At 41.0% G+C, this 19,011-nt stretch carries 16 protein-coding genes; 10 read left to right on the forward strand and 6 right to left on the reverse strand.

Annotation, left to right across the window (positions count from 1 at the left end; translation table 11 throughout):
* Positions 1-16 precede the first annotated feature (16 nt).
* The 5 genes from MTF64_RS01230 to MTF64_RS01250 all read right to left on the reverse strand — a co-directional run bounded on the left by MTF64_RS01230 (position 17) and on the right by MTF64_RS01250 (position 7,251).
* Positions 17-346 (reverse strand): hypothetical protein, encoded by a 330-nt coding sequence (locus MTF64_RS01230; RefSeq protein WP_248450191.1) that lies wholly within the window; start codon positions 344-346, stop codon positions 17-19.
* Positions 347-414: 68 nt separating this feature from the next.
* Positions 415-1,119, reverse strand: coding sequence for a tRNA (adenosine(37)-N6)-threonylcarbamoyltransferase complex dimerization subunit type 1 TsaB (tsaB, locus tag MTF64_RS01235; protein WP_096042989.1), 705 nt, complete (start codon positions 1,117-1,119; stop codon positions 415-417).
* A 9-nt stretch (positions 1,120-1,128) separates the two neighbouring features.
* Positions 1,129-3,045, reverse strand: coding sequence for an ATP-dependent DNA helicase (locus tag MTF64_RS01240; RefSeq protein ID WP_029772969.1), 1,917 nt, complete (start codon positions 3,043-3,045; stop codon positions 1,129-1,131).
* A 98-nt stretch (positions 3,046-3,143) separates the two neighbouring features.
* A complete protein-coding gene (locus tag MTF64_RS01245; RefSeq protein ID WP_248450193.1) occupies positions 3,144-4,997 on the reverse strand; it encodes a M20/M25/M40 family metallo-hydrolase in 1,854 nt (617 codons plus the stop codon).
* 73 nt (positions 4,998-5,070) lie between these two features.
* Positions 5,071-7,251 (reverse strand): pre-peptidase C-terminal domain-containing protein, encoded by a 2,181-nt coding sequence (locus MTF64_RS01250; RefSeq protein ID WP_248450194.1) that lies wholly within the window; start codon positions 7,249-7,251, stop codon positions 5,071-5,073.
* Between the two features lie 503 nt (positions 7,252-7,754).
* Between MTF64_RS01250 and MTF64_RS01255 the strand changes: the two genes are divergently transcribed.
* Positions 7,755-9,038: a sodium:proton antiporter gene (locus MTF64_RS01255; protein WP_029772968.1), complete on the forward strand. Its 1,284-nt coding sequence runs from the start codon at positions 7,755-7,757 to the stop codon at positions 9,036-9,038.
* A gap of 133 nt (positions 9,039-9,171) precedes the next feature.
* Positions 9,172-11,109, forward strand: a complete 1,938-nt coding sequence (locus MTF64_RS01260) for a cytochrome c/FTR1 family iron permease (protein WP_248450195.1) — start codon at positions 9,172-9,174, stop codon at positions 11,107-11,109.
* 57 nt (positions 11,110-11,166) lie between these two features.
* On the opposite strand, the gene MTF64_RS01265 is transcribed toward MTF64_RS01260, so the two are convergent.
* The gene (locus MTF64_RS01265; RefSeq protein ID WP_004586377.1) at positions 11,167-11,415 is read right to left on the reverse strand and encodes a hypothetical protein; all 249 of its coding nucleotides are present in this window, start codon (positions 11,413-11,415) and stop codon (positions 11,167-11,169) included.
* Between the two features lie 435 nt (positions 11,416-11,850).
* On the opposite strand from MTF64_RS01265, the gene hisG reads away from it, so the two are divergent.
* From hisG to hisIE, 8 genes are read left to right on the forward strand one after another with little or no spacing between them, the layout of a single operon-like run.
* The gene (gene hisG, locus MTF64_RS01270) at positions 11,851-12,750 is read left to right on the forward strand and encodes an ATP phosphoribosyltransferase (RefSeq protein ID WP_004586378.1); all 900 of its coding nucleotides are present in this window, start codon (positions 11,851-11,853) and stop codon (positions 12,748-12,750) included.
* Between the two features lie 5 nt (positions 12,751-12,755).
* Entirely contained in the window at positions 12,756-14,057 is a 1,302-nt protein-coding gene (hisD, locus tag MTF64_RS01275) for a histidinol dehydrogenase (RefSeq protein WP_248450196.1), read from the forward strand.
* On the forward strand, positions 14,047-15,156 hold the full coding sequence (gene hisC / locus MTF64_RS01280; protein WP_248450197.1) for a histidinol-phosphate transaminase: 1,110 nt from the start codon (positions 14,047-14,049) through the stop codon (positions 15,154-15,156). The genes hisD and hisC overlap by 11 nt, the downstream gene beginning before the upstream one ends.
* Positions 15,153-16,214 carry a bifunctional histidinol-phosphatase/imidazoleglycerol-phosphate dehydratase HisB gene (gene hisB / locus MTF64_RS01285; RefSeq protein WP_248450198.1) on the forward strand — a complete coding sequence of 354 codons (1,062 nt, stop codon included), beginning with the start codon at positions 15,153-15,155 and terminating at the stop codon, positions 16,212-16,214. The genes hisC and hisB overlap by 4 nt, the downstream gene beginning before the upstream one ends.
* On the forward strand, positions 16,211-16,801 hold the full coding sequence (gene hisH, locus MTF64_RS01290) for an imidazole glycerol phosphate synthase subunit HisH (protein WP_004586382.1): 591 nt from the start codon (positions 16,211-16,213) through the stop codon (positions 16,799-16,801). The genes hisB and hisH overlap by 4 nt, the downstream gene beginning before the upstream one ends.
* A 33-nt stretch (positions 16,802-16,834) precedes the next feature.
* Positions 16,835-17,569, forward strand: coding sequence for a 1-(5-phosphoribosyl)-5-[(5-phosphoribosylamino)methylideneamino] imidazole-4-carboxamide isomerase (locus MTF64_RS01295; protein WP_248450199.1), 735 nt, complete (start codon positions 16,835-16,837; stop codon positions 17,567-17,569).
* The gene (gene hisF, locus MTF64_RS01300) at positions 17,551-18,330 is read left to right on the forward strand and encodes an imidazole glycerol phosphate synthase subunit HisF (protein ID WP_006793443.1); all 780 of its coding nucleotides are present in this window, start codon (positions 17,551-17,553) and stop codon (positions 18,328-18,330) included. Before MTF64_RS01295 ends, hisF begins: the two co-directional genes overlap by 19 nt.
* Positions 18,321-18,935: a bifunctional phosphoribosyl-AMP cyclohydrolase/phosphoribosyl-ATP diphosphatase HisIE gene (gene hisIE, locus MTF64_RS01305; RefSeq protein WP_054981937.1), complete on the forward strand. Its 615-nt coding sequence runs from the start codon at positions 18,321-18,323 to the stop codon at positions 18,933-18,935. The genes hisF and hisIE overlap by 10 nt, the downstream gene beginning before the upstream one ends.
* Positions 18,936-19,011: the final 76 nt, after the last annotated feature.

The following is a 19,011-nucleotide window of genomic DNA, read 5'->3' on the forward strand; positions in this document are numbered from 1 at the left end:
TTTACTATTACTGGGGCTAAGCGTATATATCGACGCCTATTAAATCTTGTACTTCGGCGCGACGCTCTAAATTTGCAAATTCTGTATATGTTGAAATTGCTTTACTCACCGTTGGGCTTGGTTGGTCATAAATAGTTTGGCTATACTTTGCGTTACGAGTGCTTTGACTAAAGTATTGATTAGCAAGCTCTACACCCGCTTTACTACTTTTTACATAATCTGTGTTTGTTTTTTGACTGGCGCTATCATCCGCTAAACCTTGTGGTTTAGAGGGTATAATTTTTGTAGAGGTAACCTTTGCAGGAATATCCCCCGTAAAAAAACCAGCACCAATTGGCAAAGTCATAGATAACTTCCAACAATAAACATATTAAAAATTATGATTTAAAAACACCCAATTTGCAACTCTTGTGCTTATTCGCGACCCGGTAGTTTTTTCCATGTTACGGTATCGCGCACATATTTAGGTTGCGCATCACTTGCTTTAACAACCTCGCCCTTTAAAAAGGCCGTATCTACATGGCTAAGCATATAGCGAGCATCTGGCAAAGTAATGGCTGTATTTATGGTTATATTGCTAACGTTTTTAAGTGCATCAGGGTAACTTTTAAATCCCGTGCCAACGGCAATCGCGTGTAACTCTTCACTGCTTATGTGCTCTTTGCTTAATAAATCAGGTTTTATAACACACTCTTCATTTACCAACTCCATGCGTGCGTTATTTACCTGGTATTGGGCAAAATAAATTTCTCCCATACGCGCATCTATAGCTGAATACACGACTGGCGCCTGCGTTTGTTCGTACGCTTGCTGGGCCATAATTGCCAAGGTTGATACACCCACTAATGGTAAATTGGCTGAATAAGCTAACCCTTGTGCAATAGCAACACTAATGCGTACACCGGTAAAGCTACCTGGCCCTTGGCCAAAGCCAATAACGTCTAAGTCTTTTAATTTACACTGTGCTTTATTAAGAAGCTCATCAACTAAAGGGAGTATTTTTTGACTATGTTGCTGTGGGCATTCTTCAAAATGATGAAATGTTTGCCCCTCAAAGTGTAAAACTATAGATAACGCTTCTGTTGAGGCGTCTAGGGCAAGAATATTACTTTTAATCATTTTAGTACTCTAGTTAATGTGTTTTAAAAATGTGTTTGCATCTTCTAAGCTTCGCGTGCGGCGCATCGGCGGTAAGCTTTTTAAAAATACTTGGCCATATTGGCGCGTTACTAATCGGTTGTCGCAAATAACCAGCACGCCTTTATCTTTGTTATCTCGTATTAAACGCCCCACGCCCTGCTTAAGCGCTATAACAGCTTGCGGTAACTGTATATGAGCAAACGGGTCTTTGCCTTGCATTTGGCAATCTTGCATTTTGGCTTGCAGTAATGGGTCATCCGGTGCTGCAAAAGGTAACTTGTCGATAATAACACAGCTTAGCGTGCTACCACGTACATCAACCCCTTCCCAGAACGAGGCAGTACCTAACAAGACCGCATTACCATGGCGCGTAAATTTTTCCAGTATTATACGCTTAGACATTTGCCCTTGCATATAAACTGGGTAGTCCATTTGTGTGGTTAACCCCTCAGCCACCAAATGCATCATTCGGTAACTTGTAAACAGCACAAAGCAACGCCCTTTAGCCGATTTAATCAGCTCTAGGGTTAATTTTATAATTGCATGAGGCATGTTCTCTGCGTGCGATTCAGGCAAATATCGTGGTAAGCATAAAAGCGCCTGATTAGGATAATCAAAGGGGCTATCAACCATCATACTTTGCGCAGGAGTAATACCTAAACTTGCATTAAAGTGATCAAGCTTATTATCAACCGATAACGTGGCTGAGGTAAATACAAACCCTGCACCGGTGTCTTTCATCATTTGAGCAAATTTAGCAGAGACATTAAGTGGCGTAATATTAACCGTTAAATAGCGCCGCGTGGTTTCGTACCAATAGCTAAAGCCCGTTTGTGCGGTATCAAAAACACGCTCTAACTGACCTTTAAACGCTAAAGTGCGCTCAAACGGGTGCTCTATTTTATCACTGCGCTCTAGGCACAGTTTTAATACCTGATAAACAAAGTCTAAATCGCTAATTACCCGATGCAGCGCTGCGCAAATTAATTTATCGCTGAGCTTTTCGCGCCAATCACCTCGGCTACCATCTACACCAAACTGTAAACGTAAATCAGCCACACTGGTTTCAAGCTTATTAAGGCTTTTGCCAAGCTGCAGCATATCGGGAATTTCTGCACGGTAAATAGCGCGTAAATCGTTAATTAAATCCACCAGCTTTTTAGTGCTAATACTTTCACCAAAGTAGTCACTAGCAATTTCGCTAAGCTGGTGTGCTTCGTCAAAAATATATGCGTCGGCGGTGGGCATAAGTTCGGCAAAACCGGAGTCTTTTACTGCCATATCAGCAAAAAATAAATGATGGTTTATAACCACTACATCCGCTTCGGCTGCATTTAAACGCGCTTTGCGTATATAACATGATTGAAAGTCTGGACACTCTTTGCCTAAACAATTATCGGCTGTCGAATTAACATAGGGCAGTACTTTGGCATCTTCTTCAATACCAATACAATCAGCTAAATCACCCGAGTGTGTTTCACTGGCAAATTTTGCAACCATAGCAAGTTGATGCATTACATCAGGATCGTCTGTTGGTACGTGGGCTACATGTTGGTTTAGCCTATAAGTACACAGATAATTAGCGCGCCCTTTTAATAATGCGGTTTTTTTAGATGCATTAAGTGCTTTTACTAGCTGAGGTAAATCGCGGTGGTATAACTGCTCTTGCAAGGCCTTAGAGCCTGTAGAGATAATTGTTTTACCTTTAGATTTAAGGGCAGGCGCTAAATAGGCAAACGTTTTACCTGTACCAGTGCCCGCTTCAACCACTAACTGCGTGCTATTTTTTAATGCATCGTTAACGGCAACGGCCATATCAATTTGAGGTTGGCGAGGCGTGTATCCATCTAAAGATAACGCTAACGGCCCGGTTGCACTAAACAGCTGTTTGATAATACCAGTCACTTTACAAAAAATAATAGCGAGATTTTACGTAAGCCTGGCTATAAGGGCAAGCCAATTGAAATTAGAATTTTGCAAAGGGGCTCACACCCCTTTACACGTTATTGTGCATTTATAGATAACGTGACATTGCTGGCATTGCTATACCCTTTTAAATCGATATACCAATTACCTGTTTGTGGCGCAGAAAACGAACAGGTTTCGCTATTGCCATTTTTATATGGCCTGCACAAGTACTCAGAATCACTAGAAGGAGTGCCAAAGTTTACATATAAATCAGCATCGCCACTGCCACCAGACATTGTTATATCTAATGATGCGTACTGCGTATTTAAACTTTGACTAAAGCGCTGCCAGCTCCCAGCAGAAACATTTATGTTTGTAATGCTCCGATTGATAGGCTCAATACTCCCCCCTTCATTGTAACTTCCGGTTAGGGATACATTTTCTATCGCATTCCATGCGTGTACCATCACATAGTAAACTCCTTCACTAGAGGGGTTAATATCGCAACGTTCATTACTACTTGAGGTAGTGCTTTTACAATCATAATCGTTCAGCGTAGGTGCTTGATTGTAGCGTACATATAAGTCTGCATCGCCTGTGCCCCCAGTCGTAATAAAATTTAAATTGCTCGCACTTTGTGGCACAGCTAATGTGTAAATAAACTGCTCTTTTGCAACCCCTGTGATCCCACTGAGTGTTTGCCCATTGGTTAATTGGTAATTAGTAGGGGGCGCGGTATCGCCGGCATTTTTAGCCATTTCGGCAACATAACTTACTGCCAACTTGGCGAATTTACTGGCATGTTGAGCATCAAACTGGTTATCGTTTTGGGTGTGAATAAGCGGGTTTATATCGCCCATTTTTGATTCAAAAGGCATAGAGGCTGCAAACCCTTGCTGATACCATGACGCATGATCAGAACACCCATAACCACACTGATCAAATCCATAATTTAATTGCGGTAAGTAGGTATCTAAAAGCGCTGCTAAAAACTGATTTTGTGCATTGTTAGTGTAATCAGTCATCATAACTATATCTTCAAGGCTGCCATTATTGCCTGTCATATCAAACTGCACCATGCCCACTACATTTTTACCCTGCGATTGGTAGCTGTTTGCAATATCACTTGAACCTCTAAGGCCGACTTCTTCCGCTGCAAACGCCATAATTTGAATCGTACGCTGTGGTTTGTAATTAGTTTGTACAATAGCGCGCAGCGCCTCTGATAGCACAGCAATGCCTGAGGCGTTATCATCAGCACCGGGTGAACGTCCATTACTTGGGTTTGACTGATTTATCGAATCAAGGTGGCCGCCAATAATAACAATTTCATCTGCTTTTTCATTGCCTTCAATTGTCACTATAACCGACGATTGCGCCCAATTATGCGGGTAAGTTGCAATGCTAATATCACTGCGACTTTGCGCTATTTGTTGCCAATATGTGTTTAACCAATTTGCAGCATCTATCCCTGTTTGTGAGGTGTAATAACGATTATTAAAACTGGTTAAAGAGTTAACAGTGCTATCGAGGTTAACGGTGCTAATTGATGACATTAAATTTTGTACTGTTTGTTCGTTATCAATAGAATAACTAAATGCTAATGTATTTTGTATAGTATGCGCCGCGGCTAATTGTGTTGCGTAACTGCTCGCCTCTTGCCATGAATCATGTGCCACAAACCCACCGCACCGATTATAATTGTGGTGCATAAATTCGCTTAGATTATTTACCTGATCAGCAGGTATATTTACCAAGTCTATATTTTCAAGCGCACTTTTTGAGCGCTGTGCAAAGGGCAATCTTTGTACTAATCCATGCTGGGTATACTCATAATGTGCCGCTGCAGTTGAATCTATACTTACCCACACTTTGTTTGTTTCACTTTGTGCTACAACGCCCATTGTAGTAAATAAGCTCAGCGCACTTAGTAGTTTAAAAGGTTTCATTGGTATTCCTTATAATTGGCAATACTGGTATCCATAAAATTAAAAAGGGGCACTAGGCCCCTGGTATCAATGTTTAATTAGCAGACACACTCAGTGTTACTCCGCTTGCATTACTGTACCCTCTTAAATCTAGGTACCAGGTACCTGATTGTGGGTTATCAAACGAACACGTTTCACTGTTGCCATTTTTATAAGGTCTACACAAATAAGTTGACGTACTCGACGCCGAACCATAATTTACATAAAGATCGGCATCGCCACTTCCACCAGAAATAGTAACGGTTAAATTACTATAGCCCGCTCCTAAGTCTTGAGTAAATCGAGCCCAGCTATTAGTTGAAACACTAATATTAGACTCGGTTCTGTTAATCGGTGTTACGCCTCCTGTTGAATTGTTAAAACTCCCAGTAAGCGATACATCAGCTATAGCATTCCATGCTTCTACCATTACATAGTAGGTGCCTGCTTGAACGTTCGAAATACTGCAGTTTTCAGTGCTTGAAGAGGTGGTACTTTTACAGTCATACGTATTCAGTGTGGGTTTACTTCCAAACATTACATATAAATCTGCATCGCCCGAGCCACCAGCGGTATTAAACTCAAGATCTGTTGCCCCCGCTGGTACATCGAGTGTAAAAAACATCTGCGATTTTGCAGAGCCGCTGATCCCCGTACGTGCCACTTTATTTGTTAACGCTTCATCCGTAGGCACAGGCGTGCTCGAGCAATCGCTCCCTGCACTTAGGTTTGAAGTAACTCCCACTGCCGCCAATGCAGCTTGTACATCGCTTGGGTTGTAATTTAAGTCACATGCAGCGTCCATAACGCCGTTACCAGCTAAATCCCAATTTGTACTCGCACTCCAATAAAGCTGATTTGCACGTGCCATGACTACAAATGCTTTTTTAGTATCCCAGCCGGATGTAGTAGCAAGGTTATAAAATGCTTTGTTAAATACACCCGAGCTATAGTGCACATCCATGCCAGAGGTATAACTACCTTGATTATCTATAGAGCGTCCATCCTGTGATGGGTTATTCATATAGCGGAGCGCGCCATTGCCTTTAAAAATATCTTGTCCAACTAACCAATCGTTAGTGCCTTTCATGTAATACTCAGCCGCTTCACCAGCCATATCTGAAAAAGCTTCATTTAAGCCACCAGACTTACCGCTGTAAATTAAGCCAGAATTCTGTTCGGTAAAGCCATGGCTTACCTCATGTGCTGATACATCAAGGCTTACGAGTGGGTAAAAAGTGCTTTGCCCATCGCCAAAGGTCATTGCACTGCCATCCCAAAATGCATTTTCATAATTACTTGAATAATGTACGCGCATTTTTAACTGAAAACTTAGCGGTGGCGATCCCACCCAGTCGTTATACATATTAAAAATAACGTTACCAAAATAATGAGCATCGTTAAGCGGCGAATAAGCCCCATTTATCTCTTTTACTGTATTCTCAGGGCAAGTAAATGAATGGGCAGCAGAGCCACTTGTGCCGCCATTGAGATTTATAGTTCTTACATTGGCATTATCCATAACACAGGTGTTACCAGATTGAGACACATCTAGGTTGCTAAAGTCAGTACCGTAAATGTATTTACCTGTTTTGAGATTCCCCCCTGGTCCCGTAGCATCAGCATGTTGTAAGTTATCGTAGCTGAGCAAAACCTCACCGGTATTAGCATCGATTATTTGATAAGGGCGTGATGGCGATTTGCCGTAGGTTACATACGATACTTCATACACCAAATGCGCCTTACTTTGTTGATCAACCCAAATCGCTAACCTTGATTTCTCATTGTGTTTTTTTAAACCTTTAGTTTTTGCAGCTATGCCTACATTTTGGCTTTGAAGCATGGCTTGTTTTACAGATAATTTAGCGCTTACATCGTTTATATCGCCTTCAATATCGTACACCGCAGCGCCATGGGCTTTTTTAAGCATGCCATTTTTAAATGAAAGGCTTAAAGTGTCACCAATTACTGGTAAACCTTGATATGTTTGCTGATATCGGCGAGTTACTTCACCGTTATTACTTATAAACTCTTTTAATACAACTAACTCGTTCCTTACACTTAACCCAATCAAGTCTTTAGGGCTAGTAGATAAAATGGATGCAGAATTTGATTGCATCATGTTATTTAAAGCCGTTTGTTGATTTAGGTATTTCTTGTTCGCAGCTACTGCATCTGTTGCTTGAACCAAGGTTAAAGCAGCAAAAGTTGCTAATGTGATTTTTGATAAATTCACGTTTACGCTCCGTCAAAATATTTAGTTTGTAGTGGATTTGTATTAACCGGAACTACTTGTACCCGATTAAGGATCAAGCTTATGTTACAAATTTGAGTTATGAAAATTAAACATTTAATTTACAAGTAAAGTATTAGGAAACGTAAGAACAACAGAAATTACAGCAGGTTAAAAAATACACAAAATCAGTAAAACCTTAAACAGATACAAATTGTATACATATATTTACACTAAATTACACTATTACACCCGCAAAATAGCCGCGTTTACTTTATTCAATTAACGGCATTAATTAGCCACTACGTTGCCTAGGCAACTTTGTATTAATCTCTTCATTACAAGCAATAACACCAGTAAATTTGCATTAACTATATGTCTCCTAAAGACATAAAAAAAGTGCTAAAAGCCCCATAAATACTGTGACACAGCCTAGTCACAGGAGTAATATACGGCTCGTTTAATTCGCTCTTTTTTGTTCTCTAAAATAAATTTAAGGTTAGCCAATGAATGCTTGGTATCTCATTTGTTTTCTCTCTGCTATCGCAATTTTTATTGCTTATGCAAACCAGTATGTTCTTAAAATGCAAACAACGATTGCTATAACAACGGGCTCGGTTGTTATATCGTTGTTATTAATTATTTCAGTTAAGTTATTAGGCGATACAACTGCATTAGAAATGACGCAAGTTGTAGCCAGTATTAATTTTAATGAATTGCTTTTAAAAGGCATGCTTGGATTTTTGTTATTTGCAGGTGCTTTAGAAATTAACCTGTTGGCACTGCGTAAACAACGATGGGAAATAACCGCTTTAGTTTTGTTCTCTACCGTAGTCTCTACTTTTTTAATTGGCTATTTAAGTTTTTATATTTTTGCCGCACTCGGCTGGCCCGTCCCTTTTATTTATTGTTTACTTTTTGGCGCCTTAATAAGCCCAACCGATCCAATTGCTGTACTGGCAATTATTAAACAATTACGCGCCCCTGAAGGTATTTCGGTACAGGTAGAAGGCGAGTCTTTATTTAACGATGGTATTGGTTTGGTAATTTTTACTACGCTGTTTTCTGTTGCATTTTTTGGCACCGATGCCAACCCAGCCGACATTGCAGAGCTGTTTTTTGTTGATGCCATAGGTGGAATCGTGTTTGGTTTAGCAATGGCCCTTGTGGGTCACTTTTTAATTATTAACTGTAAAGATGTAAATATACGCCTATTAATAACCTTAACCATTCCAACTGCGGGTTTTGCCGCTGCCAATGTATGGGAAATATCAGGCGCGCTTGCCATGGTAACCAGTGGTATTATTTTAGGTAATATTACTCGCGCAAAAGCAACCGAGCGCACAGGGCCTGAAAACACGCGCTATATTAAAGACTTTTGGCACGCCACCGACAGCTTTCTAAACGCTTTGTTGTTTTTGATTATTGGTATGCTGATTGTCACTATGCCAGTAACAATGGGTGAAATTGGCTTAGGCCTTGTTATGATCCCTGCTATTTTATTAGCACGTTTTATTAGTGTTGGTGCGCCATTTGTAATATTTAAGCGCTTTAAAAACTACGACAAACACAGCGTTAAAATTTTAACTTGGGGTGGTTTACGTGGCGGTTTAGCATTAGCTATGGCTGCAGCTATTCCTCGTGATCAAGTATTTATATCAGGCAGTGATCTGCATGATTTAATCGTTATTGTGACCTATGTTGTGGTTATATTTTCTATTATTGTGCAAGGTTTAACTATCTCTCCTCTCATTCAAAGTAGTATTAAATCAGCCGAGCAAAATCACTAAGTTTTCTTTATTAAACCCGCAGTCTATTCACTGCGGGTTAGTTATTTATGGGGGATTATTTTTAGCACGGTTTTATTTATTTTAAGCGTAATAAAAATAGTTTTAATTTTAAATGTTTTTTATAGGGCTAATTATGTCCAGTAAGTATACAAGTGTTTTTTCGTTATTTTATGGCATTACACGTCGCCACGTTTTTCTCTTTCCTTTGTTCTTACTCACTTTTTTATGTTTTTCTGCTTTTGCCTCAACGCCTGCTGAGCAAGCTAAGATTAAACAAATATCACAACTTGCAGAGTACGTAGGGGTTGATTACGTTGGCGCGGTGCAAAAAGGCGAGGTAGTCAGTAAAGACGAATTTCAAGAAATGTCTGAGTTTGCAAATTTAATAAGCACGCTAGCCACACAGTTAAGCAGTGCTAATAATCAATACAGTCATATAAAAATACAAGCTGGCGCCTTACATAACGCCATTATAAATAAACAAAGCGTACAAAGTGTTCGTGCTGCCAGCTCAAAGCTTAGGGAGTCTTTGCTTGAATTTATGCCGCAGCTTTCTTTACCTTCATCTTTATTACCCCTAAAACAAACAAAGGCACTTTTTGCAGAAAACTGCTCTATGTGCCATGGCATAAATGGACAAGGTGATGGACCACTTGCTAAAGGTTTAATACCACAGCCCACCAACTTTACGGATAAAGAGCGAGCCACAAATCGCACAATTATGGGATTATATGAAGCTGTATCCAATGGCATAGACGATACGCCAATGGTTGCTTTTAGCCAATTTAATGAGCAACAACGTTGGTCACTCGCCTTTTATGTAGGCAGTTTAGCTTTTCAAGATATAACTAAGCCGCAACACAATAACCAGACAATCAGCATTTCAGACATCATTAATCTTAATCCTGCGCAGCTTTCACAAAATCAATCCCCTGCCCAAGTTCAATTTATTAAGTGGCTACGCGGTAATCCAGAACACTTATTTAAAAACAAAGCTCAGCCACTTAGCGTTGCACGCTCGCAACTTATTGCAGCGCAAAATGCACATGCTAATGGTGAATATGCAAAAGCCAGCGAACTGGCTATCAGTGCCTATTTAGATGGCTTTGAGCTGATAGAAAATAACTTAAATGCATACGACGAAACTTTGCGTAAAAACATTGAAGTACAATTGGTGAACTTACGTAACACATTTAAAAATGAAAAAAGCACCGAGCTTGTCAGTGCGCAAGTTAATGCTGTACTTGCACAATTAACAAAAGCAAACAACCTACTTAATGACACCACACTCAGCGATGGCGCCTTGCTATCAGCCAGTTTAGTTATTTTGCTACGCGAAGGCCTAGAGGCACTATTAGTTGTTATAGCGCTAATGACGGTGCTTATAAAAACCAAACGCCAGGATGCGCTTAAATACGTTCATATTGGCTGGGTAATGGCCCTCATAGCAGGTGGTTTAACATGGGCAGCAGCGCAAACATTAATACAAATAAGTGGTGCCAGCCGCGAAGTAATGGAAGGGATAGGCGCCTTATTTGCAGCTATTATTTTGCTATATGTTGGGGTATGGATGCACAGTAAAACCAGTGCTCAGCAGTGGCAGGCATATATTCAGCAAAATATTAATACGCGATTAGAGTCTGGCACACTATGGGGGCTCGCGGGCCTCTCGTTTATAGCGGTATATCGTGAAGTGTTCGAGACGGTATTATTTTATCAGTCGTTATTAACGCAAAGCTCGCAAGCACAGTATTCATCGGTTGCGATGGGCTTTGCACTGGGTGTGGGTCTATTAGCGCTTATAGCATGGGTGTTAGTTAAATATTCGATTAAGTTACCTATTGCTAAGTTTTTTGCCTATACAACTTATTTATTATTTGTACTTGCCTTTGTATTAATGGGTAAAGCTGTCATTGCATTACAAGAGGCTGATATAGTCGCGATTAGTTCAATGCCGATAAGCTTTGATATTGCACTACTGGGTTTAAAATCTACGTGGCAAGGCTTTATAGCCCAACTTACCGTTGCTGTTATATTTAGCTTTTACATTATTAAAGCTAAAAAACGCTAGCAAACACATCCTTAATAGTAAAAAGTTGTACGTGGCTTTTACTATTAAGGGTTTAGCTCATGCCCACGTATCTAAATGTTTATTCCCTTCATCATCTACGGTGATTGCTTTTTCATTAGCTGCACTTGCACTTTTTTTGCCCTGCGCCTGCGCTAATCTTTTTTTGTTGAGCGTCTGCTTTTTTTCATTTTCAAGCTTAATTTTTTGCGCTTGTGGCATATTTTGCACACCTGCAATATGAAATGTACTTTTAGGCTCAAGCTCTAACCGCGAAATTTTCCCTAAAAAAGGGATCATTATATCCATACTCCCCTCCTTAACCTGTTTATTAAAAATTAGATAAATTGACCAACAAAGCCCAATTTGCCTACAATTTAAACATTAAAACAACTAAAAATACTGTTTAGCTCTCAATATTATCGGCAGTTATAAGATATGCTTTAATTTGGTAAAAAAAAACTTGCCTTAGCTAGGCGGTTTATGTTTTTATGAATGCGAAATTTATTGAAACAGATTAAAGCTTAACGCTCACTAAATAGCGGTAAGCAAAATAGGATACAAAAATGCGCTTAAACCTGACAACAGTACATCATCACCACCATTCACCGGAATAACCTGTCAGGTCTTTCGCTGAGAGGTTATTCCTAAAAGGAACCTCTGGCGATTCAAAACACATTGATTCATTTTCGCCCTGAGGTTCCCCTCGGGGTTTTTAGTTTTTAAATTAAAGGAAAATGAATAATGAGTAACACAAATCGTCTACGTATCGCCATCCAAAAAGGCGGTCGCCTGTCTAAAGATTGTCAAGATTTACTAAAGCAACTAGGTGTTAAATTAAACCTACGTGAGCAACGCTTAATTGCACACTCAACCAATATGCCAATTGACGTGCTTCGTGTGCGCGATGACGATATTCCGGGCTTAGTAATGGACGGTGTTTGTGATTTAGGTATTGTTGGCGAAAACGTACTAGTAGAAGTACAAGCCGAACGTGAACGCCAAGGTGTACCAAGCGAAGTTAGCAAACTAGCAAAACTAGACTTTGGTTACTGCCGCCTTGCACTTGCATGGCCACAAGAGCTTGGCCCACGTGATAAAAGCTGGTTTGAAGGCAAACGTATTGCAACAACCTACCCAGAAATTTTAACGCAGTGGTTAAAGCGCGAAGGCATTAATGCAAGTACTGTAATGCTTACAGGTTCAGTAGAAGTAGCCCCACGTGCCGGTCTTTCAGATGCAATTTGTGATTTAGTTTCTACCGGTGCAACGCTTGAAGCGAACGGCTTGATTCAAGGTGATACAATTTTAGAATCAAACGCGTGTTTAATTCAAAATAAAGACCTGCAAGATGAAGACAAACTAGCGCTAATCAATAAGCTTATGCCGCGCCTTCGTGGTGTTAAACAAGCTAAAGAAAGCAAATACATTATGCTACACGCGCCAAAAACTAAACTTGATGAAATTTGCGAAATTTTACCAGGCTCTGGCCAACCTACTCTACTTGCACTTGCTGGTAACGAAGAGTACGTAGCGCTTCACATGGTAAGCAGCGAAACATTATTTTGGGAAACAATGGAGCAGCTTAAAGCCCTAGGCGCTAACTCTATTTTAGTAATGCCAATTGAAAAAATGATGGAGTAAGTACCATGCTTCGTTGGAATGAGGAATCTTCACAAGTACAAGCAGCGGCGCTAATGCGCCCTGCGGTTTCTGCCAGCGCAAAGGTTGAAGCTATATGCCAAACAATTATGAGCGATGTGAAAGAGCAAGGTGATAAAGCCTTACTTGATATGGCTAAAAAGTTTGATAATAGAGCTAACCCTCGTTTACGTGTACCGCTTGATGAAATAAACGCATCAGAGCAAGCACTAAGCGCAGAGCTTAAATACGCAATTGACACCGCTTATGCAAACGTTAAACGTTTTCACGAAGCGCAATTGCCTAAAGATATTAAGTTATCAACCCAACCTGGCGTTGAATGTGAACTGAAATATCAGGCCATCGAAGCTGTGGGTATTTATGTACCAGGTGGCAGTGCTCCACTGCCATCATCGGTTATTATGCAAGGTGTACTTGCACAATTAAGTGGTGCTAAAACCGTCGTACTTGCCACCCCTGTACAAGGTGATGAAAGCATTAACCCTGCGATATTATATGCGGCTAAGTTATGTGGCATTACAACTTTAATTGAAAGTGGTGGCGCAGGTGCAATTGCCGCAATGGCCTACGGCACCGAATCAGTGCCTAAAGTGAACAAAATTTTTGGCCCAGGTAATAGCTTTGTAACGATGGCAAAACAGCTTGTTGCGCAAACGATCCCTGGAATGGCAATCGATATGCCAGCAGGCCCCTCTGAAGTACTAGTGATTGCAGATGAGCGTGCAAACCCAGAATTTATAGCTGCAGATTTACTCTCGCAAGCTGAGCACGGCGCAGACTCGCAAGTTATTTTATTATGTAACAGCGAAAGTATCATTGAGCAAACGCAGCAGGCGCTTACACGCCAGCTTGCTAAATTAAGCCGCAAAGAGACAGCCGAGCAAGCTCTGGCTAATTCATCACTTATTTTAGTCGACTCTGTTGAGCAAGCATTTGACGTATCAGCGCAATATGGCCCTGAGCACTTAATTTTGCAATTAGCAGATTCAACACCTTACTTAGATAAAGTAAAAAATGCAGGCTCGGTATTTGTTGGCGACTACACGCCAGAATCAGCGGGCGATTACGCATCGGGTACTAACCACGTGTTACCTACCTACGGTTACAGTGCAACCTATTCAAGTTTAAACTTACTTGATTTTTTCCGCACTTACACAGTACAAACTATAAGTAAAAGTGGCCTAACACAGCTGTCAAAAGCTATTTTGCCACTAGCAGATGCAGAAGGCCTTGATGCACACGCAAATGCGGTTTCAATTCGTTTAGAGGCAATTAAAAATGAGCAATGAGAGCGCACAAGCGACAAGCTTATTACCACAAAATATTGCAGCCCTTGCTGCCTATAGCTCTGCTAAAAGTGAAAAGCTAACAGGGACAACGTGGTTAAATGCCAATGAAAGCCCGTACGCTAAAAATATTGAACTGAGTATTGAAGATTTAAATCGCTACCCAGATCCACAACCGCAATTGGTTATTGACCGCTATGCTGCGTATGCAGAGCTTGAAAGCGAAAACGTATTAATGACGCGCGGCGCCGATGAAGGCATTGAGCTTTTAGTACGTACCTTTTGCGAACCTGCAAAAGACAGCATTGCGTTATTTTTGCCAACTTACGGTATGTACAAAGTAACCGCTGATACGCACAACGTTGCTATCAATGGCTTAACCCAAGCGCTATTACTTGATGGCAGTGTTAATGAAATAGTTGAGGCAGTGGACAGCTCAAAATTGGTGTTTATTTGTAATCCAAATAACCCAACCGGTAGCATAACCCCCCTTGAAAAAGTAAAGGCAATTGCAGCAGCGCTTACCGGTAAAGCTTTAGTTATTGTTGATGAAGCCTATATTGAATTTTGCCCTGAGCAAAGTGCTACAGCGCTGATTAACGAATATAGTAATGTAGTGGTACTGCGCACTTTATCTAAAGCGTTTGCACTTGCAGGGCTAAGAACCGGTTTTACACTTGCACAAGAAAGTGTACTTGCACCTATTCGCAAAGTGATTGCGCCGTATCCGGTATCGGGTGTGGTAGCAAGTATTGCAGCACAAGCCATAGCGCCTGATGCAATAACATCAATGCGCCGACAAGTAACTATTTTAAATAGTTTAAAAGCTAAACTTGTACAGTGGTTAAACGCATCCCCAGCTGCATTAAAAATTCTCACTGGTGAAGGTAACTTTGTTACCTTAAAATTAGCCGACAAAAACTACTTTAAAGTAGCACTTGAACAAGGCTTAGTGATGCGCGCGTTTACCCTATACGGTGAAGACGATTGGCTACGTATCTCCATTGGTAATGAGCAAGAACTTGAGCAAGTAAAAATTTGGTTAGATGGCCTTGATAAGCCAGCAACCTCACCTCTTTTATCAGGACAAGAAGTATCATGAGTAACCCCTATTTATTTATTGACCGTGACGGCACTATAATTGAAGAGCCAATCACCGACAAACAGGTAGACAGCCTAGAAAAATTAGCGTTTTTACCTGGTGTTATCCCGGCTTTATTACAGTTACAAGCCGCAGGGTACCGCTTAGTTATGGTATCTAACCAAGATGGCTTAGGCACAGACAGCTTCCCTACTGCTGACTTTGATATAGCACAAGATAAAATGATGGACATACTGCAAAGCCAAGGCATTAGCTTTGACGAGGTATTGATTTGTCCACACTTTGACGAGCAAAACTGTGATTGCCGTAAACCTAAAACAGGTTTATTAACTGAGCTTATGCGCTCAGGCAAAGTTGATTTAGCTCGCTCATACGTGATTGGCGATCGCCAAACCGATATTGGCCTTGCTCAAAACTTATGTTGTGAAGGCATTTTGTATGATGGCAGCTGGCCTGCCATTGTTACAAAGCTTACAACTGCCAACCGTGAAGGCCGTGTTACGCGTAACACCAAAGAAACCCAAATTGATGTAGCCATAAACCTAGATCAAACTAAAAACGGTAGCATTGAAACAGGCCTTGGCTTTTTTGATCATATGCTTGATCAAATTCGCACCCACGCCAACATTGGTTTAAATATTAAAGCGAAAGGCGATTTACACATAGACGAGCACCACCTTGTTGAAGACATAGGTATTGCCCTAGGTATTGCGCTTAAACAAGCGCTGGGTACTAAATCGCAAATAGCGCGCTATGGTTTTGCACTGCCAATGGATGAGTGTAAAGCAGAGGCACAAATCGATTTATCGGGCCGCGCTTCATTTGTATTAAACGCTAACTTTAGCCGTGAAAAAGCCGGCGATTTAGACGTACAAATGGTTGAGCACTTTTTCAAAAGCTTAAGCGATAATGCCGCTATTAGCCTTATTTTATCGGTGAGCGACGGTAACTGTCATCACCAAGTAGAAGGCTTATTTAAAGCGTTTTCACGTGCCCTTCGTATGGCAGTAGCACAAGACACGACCCAACAAACAGCCAGCTCTAAGGGATGTTTATGATTGCCATAATTAATACCGGGTGTGCCAATATAAATTCAGTTCGTTTTGCCTTTGAACGTTTAGGTCAAACGCCAACAGTCATTACCTCACCAGAGCAATTAGCTGGTTTTGAGCGTGCAATATTACCAGGCGTTGGACATGCATCTGTTGCCATGAAACGCCTTGTAGATAATGGCTGGCAACAAGCTATAAACGAATACCAGCGCCCACTTATGGGAATTTGCTTAGGTATGCAGTTACTGTGCGAAAGCACCGAAGAAGGTAACGTACAATGCTTAGGTAAAATACCAGGCCAAGTAAAAGCCCTTGATGTTGGCAATTTAACATCGCCTCATATGGGTTGGAATAACTTAAGCGTAAATAAAGAGCATGCACTTACCAAGGGCTTGACACAAGACGAGCAAGTGTACTTTGTACATAGCTTTGCGCACACCGTAAACGATGCAACACTTGTAAGCGGCGAATACGGCCAAACCTTTTCAGCCATAGTTGCAAAAGACAACTACGCAGGCATGCAATTTCACCCAGAGCGCAGTGCAAAAGTAGGCACACGTTTATTACAAAATTTTGTTGATTGGCAGTTATAAACGGCCCATTAACCAACAATAAAGAGATTATTTGTGATTATTCCAGCATTAGACGTATTACAAAATCAAATTGTTCGTTTATACCAAGGTAAGTACGACACCGCTCAGTTTTACCCTTTTGAGCTTGGCGCACGTTTAAAAGAATACGCCGACAGCGGCGCAGGTAAATTGCACCTTGTAGATTTAGAAGGCGCACGCGATCCAAGTAAAAAACAGTGGCAACATATCCAAGCTGCAACGAAAGCGCTTAACGTACCGTATCAAGTGGGCGGCGGTATTCGCTCAGAGCACGATGTAAGCGATTGGCTAAAAGCCGGTGCTAACCAAGTTGTTATTGGTTCTATGGCGGTAGAAAAGCGCGAGCAAGTAAAAGCCTGGATTGAACAATTTGGCGCCGAGCACTTTGTTATTGCCCTTGATGTAAATAAAACAGCCACGGGCTGGGCTCCTGCAACCCATGGTTGGTTAAGTGAATCTGAGTTTGGTTTACTTGAGCTTGTAGATTTTTATGTAAGCTTGGGTGTTATTGATTTTTTATGCACGGACATCAGTAAAGATGGCACCATGACGGGCCCATCGTTTGAGCTTTACGAAGATTTAACTCGCCATAACAGCAGCATTAAAGTGCAAGCTTCGGGTGGCGTGAGCTCACTTGATGACATTAAAAAGCTTAAAGAGCTTGGTGTAGGTGGCGTTATTTTAGGTAAGTCACTACTTGATGGCGCATTTAGTGTTGAGGAGGCGTTGGCATGTTATCAAAACGCATAATCCCGTGTTTAGATGTAAAAGACGGCCAAGTAGTAAAAGGCGTTAAATTTAAAGGCCACGAAATAGTGGGCGATATTTTAACAATGGCAAAAGCATACAGCGATGCCGGCGCCGATGAACTGGTTTTTTATGAAATCAGCGCAAGTGTTGAAAAACGCCTACTTGATGTAAATTGGGTAGAGAGCATTGCCCGCCACATCGATATTCCATTTTGTGTGGCTGGCGGTATTAAATCGGTAGCCGATGCAGCACGTGTACTAGAGCGTGGCGCTGACAAAATAAGTATTAACAGCCCCGCTATTGCCCGCCCTGAGCTTATAAAAGAGCTACATGATGAATTTGGTAAGCAATGTGTTGTTGTAGGTATTGATAGCTTTTACGATGAAGTGACCGGCGAATACTTAGTGTATCAATTAACCGGCGATCCTAATGCATCAAGCCGAACACGTTACAAAACCGAGGAATGGGTTAAACGCGTACAAGACTTAGGCGCAGGCGAAATTGTTTTAAACTGTATGAACCAAGATGGCGTACGTAATGGGTACGACAATGAGCAGCTGAGTAAAATGCGCGCATTATGTAATATTCCTTTAATCGCATCAGGCGGTGCAGGCAGTATGCAAGATTTTGTTGATGTATTTAAACAAAGCGAAGTCGATGGCGCATTGGCAGCAAGCGTTTTTCACAAAAATGTGATTAACATTGGCGAATTAAAACAATTTTTAACTGATAACCAAGTGGCAGCAAGACTATGCAAGTAACACAACAAAACCAAACTCAAGTAGATTTTGCTAAAAGCGAAATGATCCCTGCGATTGTTCAAGATGCTCGCTCTGGTGTTATTTTAATGCAAGGCTTTATGAACAGCGAAGCACTAAAGGTAACGCTTGAAAGTAACAAAGTAACCTTTTACTCGCGTTCAAAGTCACGTTTATGGACCAAAGGTGAGTCATCAGAAAACTACTTAAACGTAGTATCAGTGCATACCGATTGTGACTACGACTCAATTTTAGTACTGGCTAACCCAGAAGGCCCAACATGTCACTTAGGCACACAAAGCTGCTTTGGTGATGACGCAAAACCTAGCCTAAGCTTTTTAGCGCAATTAGAAGATGTGATTGTTGAGCGTAAAAACGACGACCCATCAAAAAGCTACACCGCTTCATTGTTTGCTAAAGACTTAAGCCGTAGCTGTCAAAAAGTAGGTGAAGAAGGCGTAGAAGTAGCGCTTGCTGCAATGAAACACGATAACGATGAGCTTACTAACGAATCGGCTGATTTAATTTACCACCTTACTGTATTACTACAACGCCAAGGCTTAGCCCTAGAAGACGTTGTAAAATGCCTGCAAGGTCGCCATAAATAATACAGCTGCTTTATTTTAGCGCATTTACAGGCCCATATTTTATGGGCCTTTTTACGTTATGGTATTTATTTTTTTA

Origin of the sequence: Pseudoalteromonas sp. 2CM41L (assembly GCF_023161905.1) — a bacterium.
GTDB lineage: Bacteria > Pseudomonadota > Gammaproteobacteria > Enterobacterales > Alteromonadaceae > Pseudoalteromonas > Pseudoalteromonas atlantica.